The following is a 20,233-nucleotide window of genomic DNA, read 5'->3' as shown; positions in this document are numbered from 1 at the left end:
ATGCCGAAATACGTCATTGGCCCTGCCGCGGACCTGCAACCTGGCCAGCGTCTTATCGCTGAGGTTGCCGGCCGGAAGGTCGTGATCTTCAATCTCGGCGGCGAGTTCTTTGGCCTGTTCAACCGCTGCCCACATCAAGGCGGCGATCTTTGCATGGGCCGCACAACCGGTCTGGTCGAGGCGGGCCCCGAGCCAGGACAGTACAGCTACAGCAGGCGCGGCGAAATCCTGCGCTGCCCCTGGCATGGCTGGGAGTTCGATATTCGCACGGGCAAGTCGCGGGCCGAACCGGACCGGGTCCGCACCAAGCGTTACGAGGTCGAGGTCCGGCCCGGTAAGGATCTTTTCGACGGTCCCTATCAGGCTGAGAGCGTGCCAGTAGTCATCGAAAAGGACTATCTCGTCGTCGAAGCATAACTCATTCGCCGACCGGAAGCCGCGGAACTCGCAAGCGCCCTGGCAACGGCCCTCTTGGATTAAGACGCGCTGCAGGTTGACAACTCTGCCATGGATCAAGCGCCATTTCCGGACGTTGAGCGTCGGCCCGCAAGCAGACATTCGGGTGAGCCTCAGAGAATTACTCTCACTGATGCGGGTCTCAAAGAAGTTCAATTCTTTATCAGATCCATCGCCGCGATCATCCGGGAGAAGGGTTCTCGTACTCAGATCCCTCGAAAAGACGTTTCGACTTCGTCGGCAAGTACGGGAGCCTTGATATCCACCGAGGGGCTTTGACATTTCAGATCGATCCCTCGACGCAGTCGCTTCTTGATATCCATCTGATTCAATCCATATACCATCCATATGGATGGTATATGGATTGAAAATGAAAACCCCTGACAGCGAGAAGTTAACGCTCAACCTCGGTTTCGTGGATCTCGGCCGCATCGACCTGCTGGTCCGGGACGGCTTCTACTCCAACCGTTCGGACTTCATCCGCACCGCGATCCGCAACCAGCTTTCGACCCATTCCGATGTCGCGGCGAAGGCGACGACGCGCCTGTCGCTCGAACTGGGACTGCGGACCTTCACGCGCCGGGACCTCGAAGCCGTGGTCGCCGCCGGCGAGCAGCTCGAAATCCGTGTTCTCGGCCTGGCCGTGATCGATGGCGACGTCACCCCGGAACTGGCGCGAGAGGCCATCGCCTCCCTCACCATCCTCGGGGCGCTGCACGCGTCACCCGAGATCAAGGCCGCCCTGGCCGATCGACTGACATGACCCAAAGGACCTTCGCCATGAATCCGCGCTTTCACGCCGCCATCGGCGAAGCCCTGAGCCGCCTACGAACATCGGACGTTACGGGTGCCTCGGCTGCGATACAGAATGCTCTGGCCGGACGCGGCGCGATACGCCCAGCCGATCCAGATAGCGGCACACAAGGCAATGGCGGAGGCGAAGCAGCGCCCGCGCGCGGACTCCGGGCGATCCTGCAGAAGCTTCGACAGGAGCAGGCGAGCTTCATCCCCGCGCCGAGCCATGGCGACACGGTCACGCACAATGCGCGGGACAGTGAAAACTTCCGGGCACGTCGATTCAAATCGGCCGTCGGCTCGGTGGCCTACAAGCTCTACGTGCCGCCCGGGCACGCCGATCGTGAGCTTATGCTGGTGATGATGCTGCATGGCTGCACACAAAACCCGGATGATTTCGCCCGCGGGACCCGGATGAATGCCTTGGCCGACGAGTTCGGCCTGATCGTCGCCTACCCGCTGCAGCCGACATCGGCCAATGCGCAGGGGTGCTGGAACTGGTTCGACCCTCGCCATCAGCGGCGGGGCGCAGGCGAACCGGCCGTTCTGGCCGGGCTCGCTCAAGAACTGGCTGCGGAATTCAAGATCGATCGCAAGCGGGTCTTCGTTGCCGGCCTGTCGGCGGGGGGAGCCATGGCCGATGTCCTGGCCTCGGCCTACCCCGACGTCTTTTCCGCAGCCGGCATCCATTCCGGCCTGCCTCACGGAGCGGCACACGATGTCATGTCCGCATTAGCTGCCATGAAGGGAAACGCGCAAGCGACGGCACAAGGCCGCTCGCCCATCAGGAAAATCATTTTCCACGGAAGTGCGGATGCCACGGTTCATCCATCCAACGGCAAGGCTGTTTTCGATCTAGCGGGGTCCGCGCAGGGGAAGCCAGCGGAGTTTCAGACCGATGCGGTGATCAATGGCAAACGCGTGACCCGCTCGCTGATCGGACATGGCGATGCTCCTGCACGCGCCGAGCACTGGCTGATCCACGGCGGCGGCCATGCCTGGTCGGGAGGTGACTGGGGCGGAAGCTATACCGATGCGACGGGACCCGATGCTTCGCGCGAAATGGTCCGCTTTTTCCTCGAGGCCTGAAGAGAGCTTGCGCGAGACGAGTTTTCTCGCTCAAAACCGGCGGTTTCGGATTTGCGCGTTCGTGGCGCGTCCGGGCAGCCACCGGGTATTGCTACTGGTCGGACATGAACGCAGTGGAGCCCTCTCTCCGCAAGGAGAGAGGGCTCCAGCAAGCGATCGGATCGCTTCGTTGATCGGACACGTCGCTGAGCGCGGTACTCCGTGGCTGATGTCGCGGCGCGGCTGGGCGTCTAGGCACACAGCCTTTACAAATGGGTCAAGCTCGCTTCCCCACAGATCCAAGTAGCAATCGAACGAGTGGCTGGATGCCAAAAGCGAGATTCCTAGGCTTCGCGCCAAAATGCGCAGAGTTGAAGAGGAGCCCGATCTCCCAAAAAAGCCCCGCCGTACTTTGTCAGGCAAAGCCGAGTGAAGTGCCGCTGGCTGCGCCCAGCTGGCAACAAGCCAATCACGCCAGCATGCGAACCTTGCTTTCGCGTGCCCACTGGCGTGTACGCGCTGGTCTCAAGAAGGCGTCGACCTTCTTGTCCAACGCCACGATCCCTTCATCCGGCTCGACTCCGGCCTTGTCGAGCAGCGGCTTGGCTTCGGCACTATAGCCGATCGCCTTGAGATGCCCGAAGGCGTCCTTGGCGAAATCGATTGCCGCGCCTTCCTTCAGCAATGCGGCGCAGCCAGCTTCGGACAGAATGATGGCGACCGCGTCGAAGAGCACGGACGGCGTGCCCGCGAGCTGGCCGTCGGCCTTGAGCGTCTTCCCATCCTTGAGTTTCACGCCGCCGATCTTCGGCGCGACGATCTTGACCGCTCCGCCATCGCCTTCGACGGCAGCCTTGACGGCCGTGATCCGGGCTCCGTCCGCCCCATCAGAGACAAGTATGCCGACGGTCCGGCCCTTCAGGGTCTCGGGGTACTTGCCAACGATGCGGAGTGCGGGCGACGGCTCCAGGTCCGTCGGGATCGCTGCGGGCTTCGAACCCTTCGGTAGGGGCATGGCGAGTCCGTCGGCAACGCGCTGCGCCAAGGCCTCATCGACATTGACGATGTTCGACATCACGCGGTTGCGGACATGCTCCAGCGTGACCTTCGACAGCTCGAAGACGAGTGCGCTCGCGAGGTGGGCCTGCTCGATCTCACTCTGCGAGCGGAAGAACAGCCGCGCATGGCTGTAGTGGTCAGCGAAACTCTCCGCGCGCAGCCGAACCTTATGTTGCTCGACCGGGATCGCCGCCGTCCGAAAGCCGCCGGCAGGGTCCTCTCGCGGGCCGCCTTCCTCGCCTGCCTCCGCAAGGCTGTTCGGTTCGTAGTTCGCGCGGCCGGTGAAGACTTGCGTCTGCATATGTCCGTCGCGCTGCAGGTTCTGGAAGGGGCAGCCCTTGGCTCTGTTGATCGGGATCTGGTGGAAGTTCACGGTCCCGAGCCGCGAGAGCTGCGTGTCCTGGTAGGAGAACAGCCGGCCTTGCAGGAGCGGGTCCTCCGAAACATCGATGCCAGGCGGCATATTGGTTGGCAGGAAGGCGGCCTGCTCGGTCTCGGCGAAGAAATTGTCCGGGTTGCGGTTCAGCACCATGCGGCCGATCATGCGGATCGGCACCAGCTCCTCGGGGATGACCTTGGTCGCGTCGAGAATGTCGAAAGGCAGCGCGTCGGCTTCGTCCTGGCTGAGCAGTTGCACGCCGAATTCCCATTCCGGGAAGTCGCCGTTGGCGATGGCCTCATGCAGATCGCGGCGATGGTAGTCGGGATCGGCGCCGGCGATCTTCACCGCCTCGTCCCAGCAGGTCGACTGCGTGCCGAGCTTTGGACGCCAATGGAACTTGACGAAGGTCGGCTCGTCCTTGTCGTTCAGCAGGCGGAAGGTGTTGACGCCGAAGCCCTCGATCATCCGAAGCGAGCGTGGAATGGTCCGGTCCGACATCGCCCACATGATCATATGGGTCGATTCCGGCATCAATCCGATGAAGTCCCAGAAGGTATCATGGGCGCTGGCGGCCTGCGGATAGCCGCGATCGGCCTCCATCTTCACGGCATGGATCAGGTCGGGAAACTTGATCGCGTCCTGGATGAAGAAGACCGGGATATTGTTGCCAACGAGGTCCCAATTGCCTTCCTTCGTGTAGAACTTCACTGCGAAGCCGCGCACGTCGCGGGGCGTGTCGACCGAGCCTGCCCCACCGGCCACTGTCGAGAAGCGCGTGAAGACCTCGGTCTTGACGCCGACCTCGGTCAGCACCTTCGCGCGGGTGAAATCGCCGAGTGACTCCGTCAGTTCGAAGAAGCCATGGGCGGCCGAGCCGCGGGCGTGAACGATGCGCTCAGGGATGCGCTCGTGGTCGAAATGCTGGATTTTCTCACGCAGGACGAAGTCTTCGAGCAGAGTGGGACCTCGACCGCCTGCCTTAAGCGAGTTCTGGTTGTCACTGACCGGGACACCGTGATTGGTGGTGATCCTGGCGTCGGGCGCAGAGGCTGCCTGGTGCAACTCGCCGCCCTCTCCCACGGTGGCCTTGGCATTTGGTGGGACATCGCGGGGGGAGCGGGCCATGAGTCATCATCCTTGCGTTTTGATGCGAGCAGCAGTTGCGTGGCGCTGGAGGGTCGCCTGGATCGATTTGGAGATGTGAAAACTTCCGGTTCCGCGCCCTCGGATGCTTACTGAACGAAGTGGAACCGTTCTAAGTTCCGGCGCCGCTCGCTCGGTATGGTCAAGGAACAGGGACCGACGTATATATTCGGTTGTTCCCATTTCGTTCCGGTGAGCTATGGCAAAGCGATCTGGCAGTGCCGATCTTCCCCTGCATTACGGGCGTGTGCCGCTCTGGCTCGGCGAGCGCATGGCCAGGCTGGGTAGTGTCATCTGCGAAGCCATCATCCAGCAGTACGGGCGCGACGAGCTACTGCGGCGACTGGCGCATCCCTTCTGGTTCCAGTCGTTCGGCGCGATCATGGGCATGGATTGGCACTCGTCCGGCATTACGACCAGCGTCATCGGGGCGTTGAAACGGGGTCTGAAGCCCCTAGCAGGTGAGTTAGGGCTGCATGTGTGCGGGGGGCGAGGCAATCATTCCCGCCGGACGCCCGCCGAGCTGGAACAGATCGGCGCGAAGGTAGGGTTCGACGGGACAGCCTTAGCGCAGGCAAGCCGGCTCGTCGCCAAAGTCGACAGCGCAGCGGTGCAGGACGGCTTCGACCTCTATCTGCACGGCTTCTTCGTAACCGATGACGGCCATTGGACGATTGTGCAGCAAGGCACCCGCCTGCTGGTGCCGCACGGAGCGGTTCTCGCGCTCGACGGGCTCAGCGGCGGCCGCGACGCGATCGACCAGGTGATCGTGACCACGACGAAGAACGGAGCGAGCCTGGGCACGGACGCCAGCGCCCGGGGCGTGCTCTTCGAGGGTTCGACGCGGGAAACCTGCGCGCGGTTTCCGCGCAATGTGAACGTGCATGCGGCCCTCGCGATCGCCGGTATCGGCTTTGACCGCACGCGCAGCGTCGTCGTGGCCGATCCCGACAAGCGGCAGATGCGCCATCGCATCCAGGTCTTCGGTCAGGGCTTCGAGTGGGACATCTGGGTCCGCTCGACTGCGCTTGGCGGCGTGTCTGGGGCCTACACGCCGAAGTCGGCGGTCGGATCGATCCAGCGCATCTTCGGCTTCCAATCCGTCGCGGCTTGTTGAGGCCAAGCAGCGTCAACCGCGGTCGAGCGCCAGCTGCAGACATTGGGCAGTTGCTCGACAGCGGACATTCGCAGCGACGCAGGTCGCCTATCTCGGACGTTTGCCCCTCCGCTAACGAATTGCCTTGGGCTAAGCGGCTGCCGGTAGTGAAGTGGCGCCGACGACATACCTCAGTTGCAGCAGCTTGGGCGGCCGTTCGACGCCGTCGAATTCGACCCAGATGACGTTGGCACATAGCCGGTCACGAACATAAGAAGATAAGCGCATCCGCAGCCGGCCTGTTCAGGATCGGGCAGTTTGCTACTCGATCCGACGGCGGCATTCTCACAAGCCCAGTCTGGAGGACGTCGATGGCCATCCGAACTGTGAGTTGGTTTAACGCGGCAAAGGGCTACGGCTCCATTCAGCCCGATGGCCCAGGCTAGGATGTCTTCGTCAATATCAGTGCTGTCGAGCGGACCGGCGTGAGGGAATTCCGCAACCGAAAGGCGGCTCGTCGCGCCATTCAGCTTTGCTGAGAATTATCCTCGGCCGTGCCTGCGGGAACCATAACAGCGCACCCAACTCCTGAAAGCGCACAGGCCAGGAAGCCGAGATCGAACCGGCCCGTCAGCGACAAGGTCACTGCGAAAGCCGATGGCGCGACCACATAGCCGAGGAAGATGACCAGGGTAGCGGCAGCCGAGGCTTCCCGCACGAGGCTTGGCGGACAGGCCCGTGCAATTTCGGACAGCTGCACGCCATTCCAGCTCGATACGGTGACGCCGGCGATCGCCGCGAGAACGCAGTATGTCTGGAAGGACCATTCCGGCGTCGCAAGCGCCAATGTCAGCGATGTTGCGCCTGACGCCAGCCCGATCACGCGCAATAGCAGCCGCGGCTCTCCGAGCTTGTCGGCGAGCCATCCGAGCAGAACGCGCCCGGCAACACTGGTTGCCTGCATCAAGGCATAGAGCGCTCCGGCCGTCTCAAGGCTGTAGCCAAGCTGCGAGACCGCATACGTCATCAGATAGGCGAACCAGATCCCCTGCCCTATTGCCAGGCAGGCACCGGCTGCAGCCAATCGCAACAATGTCGAAGACGTCGTGAGCGTTCTGATTGGCGTTAGCAGGTTGGCGATCGAGAGAATAACGCTGAGCCCGAACTTCAGGCCACGCTCTCGATCGCGATCAAGCCCGTCCCGCATCGGCTGGACGCTTGCGATGATGGCGAGCACGAACACTGCCGAAGCCAGGAGCGCGATGCGCCAACCGTAAGCAGCGGCGAGTGGCGGCAAGGCAAGCCCTGCCACCACTCCTCCGAGCGGTACCCCAGCCTGCTTGATCGAGAAGATCAGGCTGCGACGGCCAGGAGGTGCAGTGCGATGCAGAACGTCATTGCCCGCGGGAGAGGATGGTCCGTAGCCGACGCCGATCAGAAGCGCGGCGACACAGGCCGTCGTCGTCCAGCTCGGCAGAAAAAGCGCCAGTCCCAGGATTCCAATCAGAAGCCCAGCCTGGAGGGCTCGCACGGAACCGAGAGCTCGCATGTAAGGCGAGCCCAGCGCCAGGAAGAGGATCGAGCCGAACGTGTTGAGACTTGCGAGGTAACCCACGACCGAGTCCGACCACCCCCGCTCGGTGGCCAATATTGGAGCGATCGTCGGAGGTATCCGGCTGAGAAAGGCCGTTGCCATCTGGACAGCGACCATGGTCGCGAGGGCAAGCTGCCATGAAGGAGCAGCTTCTGACCTGTTGAGACTGGGTTTCACGCGCTCAACTCAGGCCACCGCAAGCAGGCAACGCCATGGCCGTCCTGATCGTCAAGATGCGGGTCGATGTCCGCGCAATCTGAGATTGCGTATTGGCAACGCGTCCTGAACCGACATCCACTCGGAACATTGGACGGATCAGGCGGCTCACCTTGCAGGGAGAAATTCTCGGTCACGCGGGGGCCGCCGATACGTGGCGCAGCCGATAGGAGGGCCTGTGTATAGGGATGGCGGGGGGCGGCAAAGACGTCATCGGTCCTCCCGATCTCCACGATCCTCCCAAGGTACATGACGATGACGCGGTCGCAGATCGACTGGACGACAGCGAGGTCGTGGCTGATGAAGAGATAGGTCAGATCGAATTCCGATTTGAGGTCTCGGAACAGGCGCAACACGGTCGCCTGTACCGAAACGTCCAGTCCCGACGTGGGCTCGTCGAAGATGACCAGTTCCGGCCCAAGAACCAGAATCCGAGCCAGCCCAACGCGCCGCTGTTGGCCACCGCTGATTTCATGCGGATAAAGGTCGAGATGCTCGACGGGCAGTCCGACCGCCTTGACGATTTCCCTGACCTTCTCCTCCCGCTTTTCTCTCAACCAGTCGGTGTGAATGATCAGTGGCTCGTGCAGCGAACGGCGCAGCGTCCAGCGTGGATCGAGGGAAGCGCCAGGATCCTGATAGACATACTGAAGACGCGCACGGATCTTGGGAGCGCGCTTCTGGCCCGGCGAGGCGATCCTCTCGCCCAGCATGCGGACTTCGCCCTCGCTCGGCTCGTGGATGCCCATGAGTGTCTTGCCAAGCGTGGACTTGCCGCAGCCGGATTCGCCGACAATTCCCAGAATTTCGCCGGGCTCGACCGCGAAGGAGACATCGTCCAGCGCGCGCAGGCTGCCGACCTTCCGGTTCAGGAACCCTCGGACAGGGAAGTGCCGGGCCAGGTTGTCGACTTCGAGGATAGGATGATGGGCGTCAGACATGTGCAGCCTCCGCCTCGGACGACCAGGGATGATGGCACGCAACGGCGTGGCCATTGGGCTCTGCAATCAGCGCCGGCCTGCTTTCGCGACAAGCGTCCGTTGCGCGAGGGCAGCGGGGATTGAAGCGGCAACCGTTGGGGGCCTTGAGCGGACTGGGAACCCCGCCGGGAATTCCGACAGGGTCGCGGCCGGGCGCCGGCAGGCTATCGAGCAGCATGCGCGTATAGGGATGGCGGGGGTCGCCGAAGAATTGTTCGCGCGGCGCGATTTCCGCGGTCTGGCCGGCATACATCACCACCACGCGGTCGCAGATTTCCCAGGCTGCACCGAGATCATGGGTCGTGAACAAGACGGACACGCCGCGTTCGACAGCCAGCCGCCGTAGCAATCCCAGGATCTGCGCCTGGACCGTCACATCCAGAGCGGTCGTGGGCTCATCGGCGATGATCATCCGAGGTTGAGGAAGGAGCGCCATGGCAATCATCACCCGCTGGCGCTGACCGCCCGATAGCTGGTGAGGATACTTGTCCAGAATGGCCTTCGGCTGCGGCAACTGAACTGCATCGAGCATGGCAATGGCACTCGCCTCGTCTGCCTTGCGCGAGCGGCCAAAACTTCCTTTTCCGTCCCGAGGGGCTTTGAAGCGCATCAGGTCTTGGATCTGGGTGCCAATCCGAAACAGCGGGTTGAAGCTCGCAAAGGGGTCTTGCGGGACGAAGGTAATCACACGGCCCCGCAGATGCTCGGCCGCCCTGCCGCCCGAGAGCATATCGACACCGTCCAGCCGGATGTGCCCGCTATTAATCTCCGTTTGGCCTTCTGGGAGCGTTCCGAGGATCGCACGGGCCAGCGTCGACTTGCCACAGCCGGACTCGCCGACCAGTCCGACAATTTCACCGGGTTTCACGCTGAGATCGATCCGGTCGAGGACCTTGGCGAGCCCTTTTTCCGTTCGAAAGCCCAGGGACAGGGCCTGAATATCGAGGAGATTGCTCATGATCAGACACTGCGCCGCGTACGCGGGTCCAGGATGTCGCGCAGGCCGTCACCAAAGAGATTGAAGCCCAGCACCGTCAGGAAGATCGCGATTCCCGGGGCGAGTGCGTACCACCAGGCTTCCGGAAGGAATTCACGGCTTTCCGCAATCATCCGCCCCCACTCAGGAGTTGGAGGCGGCGCGCCGAGCCCCAGGAAGCCCAGCGTTGCCGCGGTCAGAATCGTCGCGCCCATTCCAATCGACGTCCGAACGATGATCGGCGAAGCGATGTTCGGCAGGATGTGCAAGACGATGACGCGCCAAGGCGATGCACCGAGCGCGACGGCCGACTCTACGAAGACCTCGTTCCGCATGGATCGCGTCTCCGCATAGACCAGCCGCGCCCAAAAGGGCCAATAAGTCAGAGATAGCGCCAGAATGACGTTCTCGATCGATGGGCCGAGCGTCTGCGCGATCGCGATGGCCAGAACGATCTGGGGCACCGCCAGAAATATCTCGGCGATCCGCATCAGCGCATCGCTGACCCAGTTCTGGTAGTAGCCGGCGACAAGACCGATGGGCACGCCGATGACGAGCGCCGAGCCAACGGCAATCCCCGCCAGCATCAGCGTGATCCGAGCGCCGAACAGCATCCGGCTGAAGATGTCGCTGCCCATTCGATCAGTGCCGAAAAGCGAGGTGGCCGACGGCGGTTGAAGCCGGTTTCCGATGTGGAAATCGAAGACATCGTTCGGAAACGGGGCCAGCAGCGGCGCAAACAATGCAGCCAGCATGAGAAGGCTCAGCAGGCTCAATCCGATCAATGCCGCTTTATCTTTGGAAAAGCGTTTCAGGAGATCCATCAGGCCGCACCTCGCGGGTCGATCGCAGCCTGCAGCATGTCCACCAGCAGATTGATCAGTACGAAGAGTGCGCCCGTGCAAAGCGTAAAGCCCATCACGGCGTTGTAGTCGGATTGCAGGATCGAACGCACAGCATAGGCACCCAGGCCGGGCCAATCGAACACGGTCTCGACGACAACGGCGCCAGCCAGCAGGATGCCGAAAATCAATCCGAGCTGCGTGACAGTCGCGGTCAATGCCATGCGAAGCACGTATTTCCAGACAATCAGGCGACGTGGCAGCCCCATCGCCGTCTGGTAGGCGACGGACGGCGAGTTGATCACGCCGATAACGCCGTTTCGGGTGAAGCGGACGACCGTGGCTGCAGCGGGCAAAGCCAGGGTCAGTGTCGGCAAAATAATGTGCCTGAATGCGGAGCCTATCATCTCGCGATCGCCTTCGATCATTGCGTCGACCAGCATGAGTCCCGTCACCGGCTCAGGCGGAAATCCCTCGATGCGTCCCGAAAGCGGCAGCCATCCGAGTTTCATCGAGAAGAGGAACTGGAACTGCATCGCCAACCAGAAGGAGGCCACCGCTAGGCCGGAAACCGTCACGACCCGAAGCACGTGGTCTATCCATGAATTCCGGTGCAGGCCGCAGAGCACGCCCAAGGGGATGCCGATGAGGCCTGCGATCAGGACGGCAAAGATCGTCAGTTCCAGCGTCGCGGGAAGACGAGATGCCAGGTCGTCGACGATGGGCTGCTGGGTAAACAGACTGGTGCCGAGATTGCCCTGTGCGACGTCGCGCAGGTAGTTCACGAACTGAACCGGCAATGGCTTGTCGAATCCAAAGCGCTCCCGCACTTGCTGGACCTGCGCAGCGGAAGCGTTTTCCCCTGCGGCCAAGACTGCCGGGTCGACAGGGATCACACGCGACAGCACGAATACGATCGCGAGCAGCCCCACGAGCGTCGGCACGAACCAGAGCAATCGGTTCGCCACCATTGACAGCCAGTTCATGGCAATGCCTCCGGTTGGGAGAAGTCAGGACCGCTCAGCGCTTGAGAGATGCCCAGCGAATGTCCTGGCCGTTGCTGACCGGGGAGAAGCGGATGCCCTCGACCTTGCTCGAATAGGGGCCGTACCAACGCGTGTTGTAAACGAAGATGCCGGCGGCATCGTCGTTCACCATCTGGGTCATTTCCTCGTAGAGCTGGCGGCGTTCTTCCTGGCTACTGGAGACGAGCGCACGATCGAGCCTCTTATCGAACTCGGGATTGCTGTAGTACGAGAACGTGCGTGTGCCGTGGTAGCGCGTGCCGTACAGCTCACCGACCCAGTTATTGGGGTCTACATAGTAAGTGCTCTTCCATAGCGGCACGATATCGGCCTGCGTGTCGGGCTTGCGCATGCGGGTGGAGACGAGCGACCAAGGCGAAACCTCGACCACAACCTCGACGCCAATCTGGCGCAGGGTGCTCTGGAAGAGCGTGGCCGCCTGTTCCGACTCGCTGAAGCCGGCGAGGGCATTGATGGTGATCGGGCGCAGCGGCTCCGTCACCTTCTTCAGCTCCTCACGGGCCTTGTCGAGATTATAGCTGTAACCCTTGAGGCCGGCCGGCGTGCCCCAGATATTGTTGGGGTTCGGTCCCGGATTACGCGAGACCGAGTCCTTCATGATGCTTTTGATGAAGCCGTCGTAGTCGAATGCATAGGCCAGCGCGCGGCGGAAGTTCGGATTGTTCATCGGCGGCTTGGTGCAGTTCAATGCCAGGATGAATACCCGCATCGATTCCTGCTCGATGATCTGGACGTTGCTCGACTGGCGCAGGCGCTGGATCTGGTCGTAGGGAAGGTAGCCATCGGCGCCCTGGAAATCGCCACGGATCAAGCCGAGCACCCGGGTGTTCGTCTCAAGGACCGTGCGAAATTCAAGGTCGTCGAACGGCTGGCCAGTCCATCCCGCGAAATGTTCGGCGAAGCGGCGTGCGGTGAAGCCCACGGCCGGGTCATGCCGGCGAAGGGCGTAGGATCCAGAGCCCGCCTCGTTGCGCGTGAGCCAGGCCTCGCCCCAGTCCCCGTCCTTCTCATTGGCCTTCACCAGCGCGCTGTTGACCACGAGGATGTCGGGCACCGTGGTCAGGAAAATCGCGGATGGGCCGTTCAGGTTGAAGACGACCGTGTGAGGATCGGGCGCCTGTGTCGATCCCGGCTTGATACTGTCGAGGTACAGGCTGGCCGGGCCCTTCTTGAGGGCGAGAATGCGCTCGATCGAATAGACGACGTCGGCAGACGTCAGCGGTTTGCCGTCGTGAAACTTGGCGTTCTGCCGCAACTTGAACGTGTAAACCTTTCCGTCATCCGAGACGGTATGGCTCTCCGCCAGCCATGGGATCATCTTGGGCGGATTGTCGACCCAGCGGTAGAGCCCGTCGTAGAGATTGAAGCGCGAAGCGGCGCGGGCCGTATCGAAAATGGTATGCGGATCGAGGTTATCGTAAGGGCTGTTGTTCGCGTAGACGAACTTGCCCCCGGCCTGTGCCAGAGCTCCCTCGATAGAGAGCGATGCGAGGGCGACCGATCCTGCAACCGCTTTAAGCGCGTCTCTCCGTGTCGTCGTCATGCCGTCCCTCCATCGTTGTCGTGCTTCAAGGGCTGCCGGTCACCGAGACGACCTGGCCTGTGATGAAATCCGCATAGTCGGAAGCGAGGAACATGACCGTGTAGGCGATGTCCTGCGGCGTCCCCGGCCGACGCCGCGCCGTGTTGGAAATCATGTTCTCCTGACGCTCGGCCGAATAGGACTGCCACTGCCGCTCATAGTCCGGGCTCGTGCGCTGGAATCCTGGAGCAACCGCGTTGACCGTGACCCCGAACGGCCCGAGCTCCTGCCCGAGCTGGCGCGCCAGCCCGATCTCGCCAGCCTTAGCGGAGGCATAAGCCTGAATCCCTGTCAGCGAGGTGCGCAGCCCGGCACCGCTGGCGATCAGAACGATTCGCCCCTTGCCGCGCATCTTCATGCCGGTGCAAACCGCCTGGGAGGACAGGAAGGCGCCCGTCAAATTGACGTCGAGCACATCGCGCCAGTCGGCCTCCTCGACATCCTCAAGCGCCTTCGCGCTCTGCCCGAGAACTCCGCCGGCCACGTAGACAAGGACGTCGGGTGCCCGCCCGCTGATCCCTTCGGCCTCAGCGACCCAGCGGTTGACCGCCGCCTTGTCGAGCAGATCGAGCTGCGTCGCATGCGCCGGCAGGCCGGCCATCTCCTCCTTGAGCCGATCTGCCGCGAAAACGTTGGCGCCCCTGGCCGCAAATCCCTCGACGATGCCACGGCCGATGCCGCGGGCCGCTCCAGCCACCAGCACGGTCTGATCGATGAACTCGATATTCATGCCGCGTCCTCCAGCTGACGAGGCACGATCTGCGGATACTGTTCCAAAACACGGGCATAGGCCCGCTCCAACGCCGCAGCCGGATCGTCCTTCACGGCGGCATCGGCATTCACCGCCGCGAAGAGCTCATGCTTGACGAAGAAGCGCCACTCGACAGGAAGGGCAAACAAGTGCTGCGAAAGGCGGTCCCAAACGGCGTCCGACCAAATGCGCTCGAAGCTCAGCCTCTCGGAATCGAAGGTCATGCCTTCTATGCTTTCCCGCGGCGCTGACCGCAGAGCCTCGGTGGCAGCCTGATCGATGACACAATCCTTGATCACGACGCCATAGGCTCTGGCGCCGCTGTCTGTGACCTTGCCCCCGAGAACGTCCTTCAAAACCTCATGCTCGGGACGATCGAAAGGATCACCCCAGCCACCTGCGCCTGCCGCCGAAATCGTTAGAACGTCGCCGGGGCCGCAGCGAACTACGTCGGTGTTCCCCAGGTCTTCCGGGTTCGTGTTGCCGTTGACGCGAAAGAAGCCGCAGGTCGAGCCCGGTAGCCCCCCCTCAAGTCCCCAGCAGGAGAAGCGAACGCGGTCGCGGTTGCGAGCGGTCACGACCGAGTTCGGCGTGAACATCTGGAATGTCATCTGAGCCGCGAGGCCGCCACGATAGCGACCCGGACCACCGGAATCCGGCACGAGCTCGTAGCTTATGACGCGGATCGGCACCTCAGCCTCGGTGATCTCGACGGGCGTGTTTTTCAGGAAGGAGTTCGAGCCATCCTGCCCATCCTCGAACGAACTTCCACCACCGCCGCCGGTGATTGGATTGATCGAAGCCATGGCCAGCCGGCCGGTGCGACTGTCGGTAGTGCGCACGTTCAGGATACCGCCGCCGCCCGCCGGGCCGGCGGGCAGGCGATCAGGCATCGCACGCGAGAAGGCACCGATGACCATCCCCTGGATGCGCGCGCAGGTCAGGCTGCGCATGCCCGTGGCCGCCGGGTAGACCGGATTGACGACCGAGCCCACCGGCAGGATGCACTGAACCGGGCGCAGAAGCCCCATGTTGAGCGCGACCGTTCGATTGAGCGAATAGACGACGTAGTTGTAGCCGACGAGCGGCAGGATATGGCGCGGCAGACCGCCCGTGGGCATGTTCAGCGCCGATTGGAGCTGGGGGTCGCTGCCCGTGAAGTCGAAGATCGCTTCGTCATCCCGAACCTTGACCGACAGCTTCAACCGGCATGGAACGCCGCCGGGGCTATCCTCGTCGATGTAATCGCTGAACTCGTAATCGCCGTCCTGCATCGAGGCGAATAGCTGGCGGGCCTGCCTCTCGGCTAGATCGAGCACGCCATAGGTCGCAGCACAGACGGTATCGACGCCGAAGCGGGCGATCGCATCGCGGATCTTGCGTTCACCGGTCTTCAGCGAGGCGATCTGGGCCTTCAGGTCGCCCCAGTTCTGATCGGGCATGCGTACGTTGCGCAACATGATGCGCAGCACGCTCTCGTTCATCACCCCAGCTTCGACGAGCTTCATGGGCGGAATTCGAATCCCCTCTTGCTGCACCTCCGTCAGCGCACGGGACAGCGAAGCCGGCACCGCACCGCCCATGTCGGTGTTGTGGATATGGCCCACAGCGAAGCAGACGAGCCGATCCTCATGGAACACCGGCATCCAGAGATGGACGTCGGGAGCATGGGTGCAGACGTAGCCGGAATACGGGTCGTTGGTGATGCAGATGTCACCAGGCTTGTAGTCCGCGATGGCATCGATCGCGCCCTTATAGTCCAGGCCGATGAACCAGGTCGCGCCGAGGTCTTTCGGGCTGGCGAAGGTTTGCCCGCAAGGCGTCGTCAATCCGCTGGTAAAATCTTCCGTCTCCTTGACGAACGCGGAATGCGCCGTCCGCAGAAGCGTGAATGCCATGCTCTCGGCCGCAGCCTCGAAATGGCTCTTCAGGATCTGCAGCGTGACAGGATCCAGCACCGCCATCAGATCGCACTCCGCTTCAGGATCAGATTGCCGAAGCCATCGACATGGCCCTCGAAACCGGGCGGGGCCCAGGTCGTCGTGTCGTCTTGCAAAATCACGGCCGGTCCAGCGAAGGACGAGCCCGGCGACATGTCGTTTCGCTCGAAGACACCGGCCTCGATCGCCGATCCTTGGTGAACGACCGGAACCCGCTTCCTGGGCTGCACCTGCCGCAGCTTCAGCTCCTGCTGCGCGAATTCGGGCTTAGGCGTGACCCCTGCGATGACCACACGGAGCGCGACGATCTGCACATCTGCCGCGTCGTCAGAGTGATCGTAGATTCCGGCGTGACGCTTATGAAAGGCCGCGGCAATAGCGGCATGATCGCCCTCGACGATCCAAGACTGCTCCAGGGGCGTCTCGATCTCGTAGGACTGGCCGCGGTAGCGCATGTCGGCCGTGACCGACAGCGTGGCCTCGCCGGCATAGCCCTGCCCTTCGAAGAGCCAGGCGCGAGCTTCTTTTGCGAGCTCGTCCATCGCCTGGCGCAAGCCGTCGAAGGATCGTGGCCCGACATCGAGAAAGACCACGCGCACGAAATCCGAGCGCAGATCGGCAAGGAGGCCTCCAAGGGCGGCCAGCACCCCCGGAGTTTGAGGGATGATGACTGACTGCATACCCATGGCATCGGCCAGGAGGCAGCCGAGCATGGGACCAGCGCCACCGAACGCCAGAAGCGCATAGCCGCTCGGCTCCTCGCCGACCTGCGAGAATAGCCGGCTGGTTTCGCGGTACATGTTGGCGACCGCGAGCTGGATGATGGCCTCGGCCGCGCGTTCCGACGAGCGGTCGAGGCCTCTGGCGATTGGTTCAAGCGCCGCAAGCGCTCGGGATCGGTCGACGTTGACGGCGCCATATCCGAGCTCCCCGGCGCCAAGGACGCCGATGGTCGCGAAGGCATCGGTGATCGTCGCCCGCTCGCCACCGCGCCCATAGCAGGCCGGCCCAGGCGTGGATCCCGCGCTTTCGGGCCCGACGCGTAAAACGCCCAAAGCATCGACGGAGGCAATCGAGCCTCCCCCGGCTCCAATCGAGGACACCGATACCGTCGGAAGATAGATCGGATACTCCCCGACGAGTTCGCCTGAGCGGAAGTCCGGCATCCCGTCCTTGAGGAGCGCGACGTCGGCGCTTGTGCCGCCGATGTCGAGGCTCATGACTCTGGAGAAGCCAGCCAACTTGGCGGTAAAACCTGCGCCGATCACACCGGCAGCCGTGCCGGACAGCAGCATCTCGATGCTGCGCAGCTTGCCAGCCGCGGCGGTCATGACACCACCGTTCGACTTGGTGATCATCGGAGCGGGCACGACCCCCCGCTCGATCAGAGCATCCTCGAGGCGGCCGATGTAATGGGACACCCGAGGCTGCACCGAACCATGGATGCAGGCCGTGATGGTGCGCTCGTATTCCCGGACAATTGGCCAGATGTCGGCGGAGCAGAAAACCGGCCAGCCAGGTCGCAGGCGTTCGATCTCGGCTTTGACCAGCCGTTCATGCGCCGGGTTCTTGTAGCTGTGCAGCAAGGCGATCACGATCGCCTCGGCCCCGCTTGCTTCCAGTCGGCCCAATACGGTGGCGATCGCAGCCTGCTCCGGAACGACCTCTGCAACGCCATCCGCATTGATGCGCTCCGGCAGTGGAACCACGCGATCTCTCGGCACCAAGGGAGCCGGTCGGCGCGAGAACAGGTCATAAGGATCCGGGATCTTCAGGCGTGCGAGTTCCAGGACGTCGCGGAAGCCTTCGGTAACGATGAGTCCAAGCTTCGCGCCCTTGCCCTGAATGATACTGTTCACGCCGACTGTGGAGCCATGGGTGAAGTAGCTGACCTGCGAAGGCGCGATGCCGAAGCGCTTCTCGATCTCATCCAGCCCCTGAAGGACCTCAGCCCCTGGAGCGTCCGGGCGCGACAGAACCTTGAGCGTCCGCAGATTCAGGGTCTCCTCGTCGAGCACGCTGAAATCGGTGAAGGTGCCGCCGATGTCGACGCCAATGCGATAGCCCATTGGTCAGCTCCGGCTGTTGGTGGCTGGCGGGATCGGAGCGCCAAGACCGGCTTGATCGGCGCAATAGCGGCAAATCTCCTCATGCGTCGCGAACCAGACGGAGCCCTTTGCTTTCGCCGCCCTGATCACTTCGTCCAGAATGAAAATCCGCGAGCGGTGCCCGATGATGTGCGGGTGCATCGTCAGCTGGAACAGCCCGCCTTCTTCCGCAGCAACGTCGAGCTCCCGCAGGAAGAGATCGAGCACCATGGGCGGCCCGCTGTGAGGGCGCAGCCCCTTGAAGCGATCCATGCCGAAATAGACGGCATCGTCCCGGATCCACTCCACCGGCAACTCCACGATCCCGGACGGTTGCCCCTCGTCGAGAAGCTCGTAGGGCTCGTCGTCCGCCATCAATGAGGAATCGTAGAGCAGCCCCATTTCGCGCACGATCTTCAGCGTCCACGGGCTGAAATCCCATGACGCGGTCCGCATGCCCTTCGGCTCCCGGCCAGTGAGCTTGGTCAAGGTGTCGCGGGCGCGCAGCGCCAGATCGCGCTCCGTATCGTAGTCGAGCACCGAGTTGAGCTCGTGGATCCAGCTATGGATCGCCACCTCATGCCCGGCATCTGCCACTGAACGGGCTTCCGGATCATGCAAGAGCGCAGCGACGGCTGGCATGAAGAAGCTTGCCGGGACCGAGTGGCGGGCAAGAGTTGCAAGGATACGGGGAATGCCGGAGCGATTGCCGTATTGCCCCTGACTCAGCTTCGAGTAAGAGCGCCCGCCCTCCCGGAGCTCGTTCGTCTCGTGATCGGAGTCGAAGGACAGGGCGACCGCGAACTTGGCGCCATTCTTCCAAATGCCAGGCTTGAGCGAGCGCCCTGCCCGAACATGGTTCACCACCTGCCGCCAGGTCTCCTCACTCCATGTCCAGGGCTTGGTGTCGGGGGGCAGCGTGACGTTCATCGGGTGCACTCAGCGATTGAACTGGAACCCATCCACCACGATGTCTTGGCCCGTGATGAAGCAGGGGTTCGAGGTTGCTAGGAAGGTGACGAGCTCTGCCACATCATCGGGCTTGCCCATTCGCTTCAGCGCGATACCGGCATCGGCAATCGCGGGGCCGCGGGCTCGGGTCAGCGTGTTGCCGACCTCCGTCTCGATGATGCCGGGGCAGACGGCATTGATGAGGATCTCCGGGCCGAGCTCTTTGGCGAGAGCGCGGGTCATACCGATGATCCCGGCCTTGGCAGCCGCGTACGCGAACCGGCTGACCGCAGCCGTCACACCGCCGGAATGCGCATTCAGCGACGACATCGAGATGATGCGCCCACACCCCTGACGCTGCATGATCGGCGCGACAGCCTGGATATAGTTGAAGCAGCTCTTCAGATTGAGAGCGATCGTGTGGTCGAACTCGGCTTCAGTGATCTCGAAGATGCCCTTCGGCATCCCCTTGCCGGCATTGTTCACGAGGACGTCTACGCGGCCCCACTGCGCGACGACTTCCGAAACAATGCGGTTTGCCTCTTCCTTAAAAATGACGTCAGACTGAAAACTCAACACACGACGTCCGAGCGATATTATCTCGCCAGCGGTATGACTGAGCTCATTCAACAACAGATCAACGAGAACAACATCCAGTCCAGACTTCGCGAGAGACAGCGCACAAGCGCGACCTATACCTCGCGCGCCGCCCGTGACAATCGCCACAGGCGCGGCGTTGCTAGAATTCATGGCTTACCCTCTTTCAAGAGTGTTGATTTCCTCTTGATTAAGGGAGAGCCTATCGCCGGCAAATTGGTTCGCCAAGAGAGATTCGGTTCACGTCCATGAACACCGAGGTCAAGTCTGCGGCGCGCGTATTGGACCTGCTGGAATATCTTGCAGGCTGCTCCGAACCCGTGAAGCTCAAGGAGATCGTCGCGGCTCTGGGATTCCCGAAGAGCAGCGCTCATGCGCTGGCGCAGACCCTGGTCTCACGCGGCTACGCCATTCAGGACGCGACCGAGCGATATGTGCTTGTTCATGCCAGTCGGCATCAATCGGCCTCGCGCGCGCTCGAAGCGCGCCTTCTTTCTGCGGCGCACCCGATCATGGAACAGCTTCGTGACGAGACAGGCGAGACCGTGATGCTCGCGGTCTTAACCGCGAGAGGCGATTGTCGACGCATAGCCAAATGCGTCAGCCGTCAGGCTGTACGCTACGACATCGAGCTCGACGGGCTCTCCGACTCGTACTGCTCGGCCACTGGCC

The 20,233-nt window shown here is 62.5% G+C and carries 17 protein-coding genes and 1 pseudogene; 6 read left to right on the top strand and 12 right to left on the bottom strand.

The genetic code is table 11. The features are described from left to right. The 3 genes from JHD80_RS16960 (at position 1) to JHD80_RS16950 (ending at position 2,340) form a co-directional block, all read left to right on the top strand. On the top strand, positions 1-417 hold the full coding sequence (locus JHD80_RS16960; protein WP_199089638.1) for a Rieske (2Fe-2S) protein: 417 nt from the start codon (positions 1-3) through the stop codon (positions 415-417). A 409-nt stretch (positions 418-826) separates the two neighbouring features. Further along, positions 827-1,219, top strand: a complete 393-nt coding sequence (locus JHD80_RS16955; RefSeq protein WP_248311608.1) for a CopG family transcriptional regulator — start codon at positions 827-829, stop codon at positions 1,217-1,219. 17 nt (positions 1,220-1,236) lie between these two features. Continuing rightward, positions 1,237-2,340, top strand: a complete 1,104-nt coding sequence (locus JHD80_RS16950; RefSeq protein WP_199089634.1) for an extracellular catalytic domain type 1 short-chain-length polyhydroxyalkanoate depolymerase — start codon at positions 1,237-1,239, stop codon at positions 2,338-2,340. 448 nt (positions 2,341-2,788) lie between these two features. On the opposite strand, the gene JHD80_RS16945 is transcribed toward JHD80_RS16950, so the two are convergent. Next, the gene (locus tag JHD80_RS16945; RefSeq protein ID WP_199089632.1) at positions 2,789-4,885 is read right to left on the bottom strand and encodes a catalase; all 2,097 of its coding nucleotides are present in this window, start codon (positions 4,883-4,885) and stop codon (positions 2,789-2,791) included. Between the two features lie 217 nt (positions 4,886-5,102). On the opposite strand from JHD80_RS16945, the pseudogene JHD80_RS28785 reads away from it, so the two are divergent. Together JHD80_RS28785 and JHD80_RS28780 are read left to right on the top strand one after the other, a co-directional pair. Then, positions 5,103-5,591 (top strand): annotated as a pseudogene (locus tag JHD80_RS28785) (DUF763 domain-containing protein); the annotation flags it as partial. Further along, positions 5,580-6,020 (top strand): aspartate dehydrogenase domain-containing protein, encoded by a 441-nt coding sequence (locus JHD80_RS28780; RefSeq protein WP_349237292.1) that lies wholly within the window; start codon positions 5,580-5,582, stop codon positions 6,018-6,020. The pseudogene JHD80_RS28785 and the gene JHD80_RS28780, both read left to right, overlap by 12 nt. A gap of 505 nt (positions 6,021-6,525) precedes the next feature. Here the strand turns inward: JHD80_RS28780 and JHD80_RS16935 are convergent. The 11 genes from JHD80_RS16935 to JHD80_RS16885 form a co-directional block, all read right to left on the bottom strand. Beyond that, on the bottom strand, positions 6,526-7,695 hold the full coding sequence (locus JHD80_RS16935; protein ID WP_248311610.1) for an MFS transporter: 1,170 nt from the start codon (positions 7,693-7,695) through the stop codon (positions 6,526-6,528). Positions 7,696-7,766: 71 nt separating this feature from the next. Next, a complete protein-coding gene (locus tag JHD80_RS16930) occupies positions 7,767-8,750 on the bottom strand; it encodes an ABC transporter ATP-binding protein (protein ID WP_199089626.1) in 984 nt (327 codons plus the stop codon). Next, positions 8,743-9,747 carry an ABC transporter ATP-binding protein gene (locus tag JHD80_RS16925; protein ID WP_199089617.1) on the bottom strand — a complete coding sequence of 335 codons (1,005 nt, stop codon included), beginning with the start codon at positions 9,745-9,747 and terminating at the stop codon, positions 8,743-8,745. Before JHD80_RS16925 ends, JHD80_RS16930 begins: the two co-directional genes overlap by 8 nt. Before the next feature lie 2 nt (positions 9,748-9,749). Then, positions 9,750-10,589: an ABC transporter permease gene (locus JHD80_RS16920; protein ID WP_199089615.1), complete on the bottom strand. Its 840-nt coding sequence runs from the start codon at positions 10,587-10,589 to the stop codon at positions 9,750-9,752. Further along, a complete protein-coding gene (locus tag JHD80_RS16915; RefSeq protein WP_199089613.1) occupies positions 10,589-11,593 on the bottom strand; it encodes an ABC transporter permease in 1,005 nt (334 codons plus the stop codon). The genes JHD80_RS16920 and JHD80_RS16915 overlap by 1 nt, the downstream gene beginning before the upstream one ends. Positions 11,594-11,627: 34 nt before the next feature. Then, positions 11,628-13,196, bottom strand: coding sequence for an ABC transporter substrate-binding protein (locus tag JHD80_RS16910; protein ID WP_199089611.1), 1,569 nt, complete (start codon positions 13,194-13,196; stop codon positions 11,628-11,630). A gap of 25 nt (positions 13,197-13,221) precedes the next feature. Continuing rightward, entirely contained in the window at positions 13,222-13,965 is a 744-nt protein-coding gene (locus JHD80_RS16905; protein WP_199089610.1) for an SDR family NAD(P)-dependent oxidoreductase, read from the bottom strand. Then, entirely contained in the window at positions 13,962-15,950 is a 1,989-nt protein-coding gene (locus tag JHD80_RS16900) for a hydantoinase B/oxoprolinase family protein (RefSeq protein ID WP_199089608.1), read from the bottom strand. Before JHD80_RS16900 ends, JHD80_RS16905 begins: the two co-directional genes overlap by 4 nt. Continuing rightward, positions 15,950-17,995 (bottom strand): hydantoinase/oxoprolinase family protein, encoded by a 2,046-nt coding sequence (locus JHD80_RS16895; protein ID WP_199089606.1) that lies wholly within the window; start codon positions 17,993-17,995, stop codon positions 15,950-15,952. The genes JHD80_RS16900 and JHD80_RS16895 overlap by 1 nt, the downstream gene beginning before the upstream one ends. Before the next feature lie 3 nt (positions 17,996-17,998). After that, the gene (locus JHD80_RS16890) at positions 17,999-18,943 is read right to left on the bottom strand and encodes a polysaccharide deacetylase family protein (RefSeq protein WP_199089604.1); all 945 of its coding nucleotides are present in this window, start codon (positions 18,941-18,943) and stop codon (positions 17,999-18,001) included. Between the two features lie 9 nt (positions 18,944-18,952). Further along, positions 18,953-19,714: an SDR family NAD(P)-dependent oxidoreductase gene (locus tag JHD80_RS16885; protein ID WP_199089602.1), complete on the bottom strand. Its 762-nt coding sequence runs from the start codon at positions 19,712-19,714 to the stop codon at positions 18,953-18,955. 95 nt (positions 19,715-19,809) lie between these two features. Between JHD80_RS16885 and JHD80_RS16880 the strand changes: the two genes are divergently transcribed. After that, the coding region (locus JHD80_RS16880; protein ID WP_199089600.1) for a helix-turn-helix domain-containing protein at positions 19,810-20,233 on the top strand (424 nt) is incomplete at its 3' end.

Origin of the sequence: Allobosea sp. ASV33, from assembly GCF_016428755.1 — a bacterium.
In the GTDB taxonomy this organism is placed as follows: domain Bacteria; phylum Pseudomonadota; class Alphaproteobacteria; order Rhizobiales; family Beijerinckiaceae; genus Allobosea.
This window is presented reverse-complemented; position numbering and strand designations above follow the sequence as displayed.

Excerpts from the sequence above, each read along its gene's own strand:
- JHD80_RS16925 (WP_199089617.1), bottom strand. The coding sequence starts at position 9,747 with ATGAGCAATCTCCTCGATATTCAGGCCCTGTCCCTGGGCTTTCGAACG.
- JHD80_RS16955 (WP_248311608.1), top strand. The coding sequence starts at position 827 with ATGAAAACCCCTGACAGCGAGAAGTTAACGCTCAACCTCGGTTTCGTG.
- JHD80_RS16935 (WP_248311610.1), bottom strand. The coding sequence starts at position 7,695 with ATGGCAACGGCCTTTCTCAGCCGGATACCTCCGACGATCGCTCCAATA.
- JHD80_RS16915 (WP_199089613.1), bottom strand. The coding sequence starts at position 11,593 with ATGAACTGGCTGTCAATGGTGGCGAACCGATTGCTCTGGTTCGTGCCG.
- JHD80_RS16930 (WP_199089626.1), bottom strand. The coding sequence starts at position 8,750 with ATGTCTGACGCCCATCATCCTATCCTCGAAGTCGACAACCTGGCCCGG.
- JHD80_RS16905 (WP_199089610.1), bottom strand. The coding sequence starts at position 13,965 with ATGAATATCGAGTTCATCGATCAGACCGTGCTGGTGGCTGGAGCGGCC.
- JHD80_RS16950 (WP_199089634.1), top strand. The coding sequence starts at position 1,237 with ATGAATCCGCGCTTTCACGCCGCCATCGGCGAAGCCCTGAGCCGCCTA.
- JHD80_RS16910 (WP_199089611.1), bottom strand. The coding sequence starts at position 13,196 with ATGACGACGACACGGAGAGACGCGCTTAAAGCGGTTGCAGGATCGGTC.
- JHD80_RS16895 (WP_199089606.1), bottom strand. The coding sequence starts at position 17,995 with ATGGGCTATCGCATTGGCGTCGACATCGGCGGCACCTTCACCGATTTC.
- JHD80_RS16960 (WP_199089638.1), top strand. The coding sequence starts at position 1 with ATGCCGAAATACGTCATTGGCCCTGCCGCGGACCTGCAACCTGGCCAG.
- JHD80_RS16900 (WP_199089608.1), bottom strand. The coding sequence starts at position 15,950 with ATGGCGGTGCTGGATCCTGTCACGCTGCAGATCCTGAAGAGCCATTTC.
- JHD80_RS16920 (WP_199089615.1), bottom strand. The coding sequence starts at position 10,589 with ATGGATCTCCTGAAACGCTTTTCCAAAGATAAAGCGGCATTGATCGGA.
- JHD80_RS16890 (WP_199089604.1), bottom strand. The coding sequence starts at position 18,943 with ATGAACGTCACGCTGCCCCCCGACACCAAGCCCTGGACATGGAGTGAG.
- JHD80_RS16885 (WP_199089602.1), bottom strand. The coding sequence starts at position 19,714 with ATGAATTCTAGCAACGCCGCGCCTGTGGCGATTGTCACGGGCGGCGCG.
- JHD80_RS16945 (WP_199089632.1), bottom strand. The coding sequence starts at position 4,885 with ATGGCCCGCTCCCCCCGCGATGTCCCACCAAATGCCAAGGCCACCGTG.